This window comes from Methanobrevibacter sp. UBA188 (assembly GCF_905234905.1).
GTDB lineage: Archaea > Methanobacteriota > Methanobacteria > Methanobacteriales > Methanobacteriaceae > Methanocatella.
The window spans coordinates 1-3795 of record NZ_CAJOJM010000091.1 but is presented as its reverse complement, the minus strand read 5'-3'; the positions used below and the strand labels follow the sequence as shown (position 1 = coordinate 3795).

Below are 3795 nucleotides of genomic sequence, written 5' to 3'. Positions count from 1 at the left end.
AGTTAATTTGGAATTCACTGTCAGAGCTTCTTGCCATCAGGTTTCCAACCCTCATGATTTTAACATCCAAATCATTCTCTACCGCAGCTTCAAGAACTGCCCTTTCTGCGAGGAATTTGGAGTTAAGATACTGATTGTCCACAGCCTGACCAATGAATAAGTCCTGCTCTGTGAACGGAACATCGACAGGAGGATAATTGTTAATACTTTCACCTGCAATACTGTAGGTTGAAACCTGAACATATTTTGCATTTTTCATTTTAGCAAACTTAAGCCCGTTTACAACACCACCAAGGTTAATGTCCTCAATGTCCGTTCCAGATGAAAAGTGTTTCACATTAGCTGCACAATTGACAATGGTATCAATGTTTACATTAATAAGTTTTTCAAAGTCTTCAAAGTTTGTAATATCCCCTTCAATAATGTGCAATCTCTCATTGAAAAGCTCTTCGTATTCATTGGAGAAATAATAGAAGAGAAGTGATTTTAATCTTTCCTCTCCGCTTAATACTTTGTTTGATCTTATGAAACAGTATACATCACCAGTTTCATTTTCCAATATTTCACGAAGAACATGAATTCCTAAAAATCCTGTAGCTCCGGTGAGTAAAATATTTCCCAAACTATCCTGAATTTCGCCATCAAGTAAGTTTTCAAGAGTGTTTTTCTTAAGTAATGAATCAATATCGGAATAATCATATGACAGTTCAGCTTTTTTCTCTTCAGACTGGTCGGATAATACCAATTCGGCCAATGCTCTTGGAGTTGGATTTGAAAATACATCCCCATAGTTCAGATTATAGTTTCTGTTTAGTGCCTCCATTGTAATTTTGGTCACTAAAAGTGAGGTTCCACCAATTTCAAAGAAATTATCTGTAGCACTTACTTCATCAAGTCCTAAGATTTCACCAAACAGGTTTGTAAAGAATGCTTCAATGTCATTTTCAGGAGCCACATATTCTGTTATTAAAACAGGTTCAGGTAAGTTTCTGAGGTCTGTTTTACCATTTGCTGTTTGAGGCATTTCATCAAGTTCCATATAAACTGTTGGAACCATATAATATACCAATTTTTCCGCAAGGGAAGCTTTTAAATCAACGTTTGAGGAGTTTTGTATCGATATTTTCCTCTGCTGTGAAGTAGGCGCATAAATGGTCATTGCCTTTGATTTTTCTAACAACAACTGCAACGGATTTGATTCCAGGGAATTTTGAAAGTCCAACTTCAATTTCCCCAATTTCTATTCTTAAACCTCTGAGTTTGATTTGATTATCCATTCTTCCGAATACATAATAATCTCCTTCTTCAGTGACCTTAACAAAATCTCCTGAACGGTAAAATCTTATTCCGTTAATAACTTCATATGCCTCAGCATTTTTCTCAGGACGATTCAAGTATTCTCTTGAAACCCCTTTTCCTGCAATATATAACTCCCCTATTACATTTGGAGGCAATGGATTGGAGTCAAAGTCCATGACCATTTCATGAACGTTGAATAATTCTTTTCCAATGTGAATATCTGAGCTTTCAAGCTGAACACCGTTACAGTAGACAGTTGTTTCTGTTGGCCCGTACATATTAAAGAATTTTCCATTGGAATTTTGTGAGAGAAGCTCATATAATCTTTTAGAGAAAGGTTCTCCAGCATGAATATATACCTTAAATCCATACATAGTCTCCTGCATCGCTTCAATTTCAAGATACTGAAGCAGTCTTGATGGGGTTGCAATGTAAACATTTGCACCGGTTCTGTGGATTAAATCCATCATTTCAATTGGATCTTTATATTCAGTATCATTAGCAAATACCATTGGAACACCATTCAAAAGTGATCCCATAATTTCCTGCTGGAATACATCAAATGCAACTGTTGTTGTGGACAATACTTTATAATCTTCTTTTTCAAGATTATGAACCAGTTCATAAGTACAAACATTCCTTGGGTCAGGATACACAAAGTTTGCAATGTTTCCATGTTCAAGGATTACTCCTTTAGGAAGTCCTGTTGAACCTGAAGTGTAAATGAGATATGCCATATTGTTTGCATGCACATCCGGATCAGGGTTAGCAGTGTCTTTTTCTTTGAGCAGTTCATTAACATCAAGCAAATTATCTTCATATCCACTTAAATCTATACCTTTCTTCTCAATCACATCATCCACAATGATAAATTTGGATTCACTGTCTGTTAAAACATGCTCAATTCTCTCAGATGGATATTCTGAATCCACCGGAATGAATGCTGCACCAGATTTTAGAATACCAAATATTGATGCAACCACATTACTGTCCCTATTTAATATAAACATTATTCTGTCTTCAGGACCGACACCCCTTTTAATGAGGCTGTGAGCAATTCTGTTAGCTTTTTTATTTAGTTCATCATATGTAAATTCCCCGTCAGTGGCATATAATATTACTCTGTCAGGATGCATTTCAACCTGATTTTCAAATATTTTATTTAATCTGTCTTCAGGAACATCATCATATGCCAAATCATCGACACCCCAGTCATCGTTTTCAATGATTGAAATATCTTTCATCAATGTGCTTTCATCAAATGTCTGGAATTTGTTTAAAACTATTCTAATTGATTCAAGGAAAGTGCTGATTAAAGTTTCAGAGTATAACTGATCATTATATTCGCAGAAAATTCTGTATTGACCATCAACTTCCACAACATTAATGTTGACTTTGAATTTCAGTCCTTCATAATCAATAGACTGTCTTTCAACTTTCATTCCACCGATTTCAATGTCTTCAATGATTTTTCCATGATAAGCATATAATATTTCAGGAGCAATATCGAATTCATTTGAAATTTCAGTTAAAGGATATGCGGAATATGTCAATACATTCAGCCATTCCCCATTTATATATTCAAAGTATTCCTTAAGAGTTGAATCAGAATTTAATTTCAATGCTAATGGTAATGTTTTAACCATCATGGCCAATGTTTTCTGTTGATTTGGATTGAATCTACCATTAGTGATAGTTGCGATTAATGTATCACGATTATATGCGAATTTATTTATAACAAATGATGTTGCTGCCAGGAACAAATTGTTCTGAGAGATATTTGCTTTTGAACAGAACTCATCAATACTGGTTTTTTCAAGGAAAATATCATTCATTGCGACTTTACCTTGTGATTCATCGCCGTTAATGTCCTGTGGAATTAATGTTACATCATCAAACTCTTTGACTCTGTTATTGAAGAATAATTTTGCCTCCTCATATAAACCGGATTGGCGTGTTTTAATCTCATTTAAGCAATATTCAAATCCGTCAAGCTCTTCAATCTCATAATCTTTTCCATCATAGATTTTTGAGATTTCATCAAATAAAATGTTTAAAGAGGTTCCATCAACAATAATGTGGTGGAAATCAGCTAAAAGCATTGAGTTTCCAACTATCTTAAATCTGAATAATGGACCCTCATCCAGTTTGAATGGTTTTACAAACTCATCAACATCAGCTTCATCAACAACTTCAATCATATCATCAATTTTTAAATCATCCCTTCTTTGCTGATATACTTCACCGTTATCCATTATTATTCTTGTTTTGAGATACGGATGATTTTCAATAGCTTTAATGATTGATGATTTAAGTTTGCCAACATCAATTCCTTCACTAAATTCCATTTTCTTCGGAAGGTTATATGCAGTGTTATCCAGATTTTTAATGCAGTCAAAGTAAACTCCAAGTTGATTTGGAGTTAAAGGATAAAGTTCTTTAATATCCTGCGATTCATCATCTTCAATTTTAATTTCAGAAGCTATTTTTTCAATA

2 protein-coding genes are annotated in these 3795 nt (G+C 34.2%); both read right to left on the bottom strand.

From position 1 onward, the window contains the following. Positions 1-1159, bottom strand: a 1159-nt coding sequence (locus QZ143_RS09640; protein WP_292883680.1) for an SDR family oxidoreductase, incomplete at its 3' end; no start/stop codon positions are given. Continuing rightward, a partial coding sequence (locus QZ143_RS09635; RefSeq protein ID WP_292883678.1) for a non-ribosomal peptide synthetase occupies positions 1095-3795 on the bottom strand: 2701 nt, incomplete at its 5' end. The genes QZ143_RS09640 and QZ143_RS09635, both read right to left, overlap by 65 nt.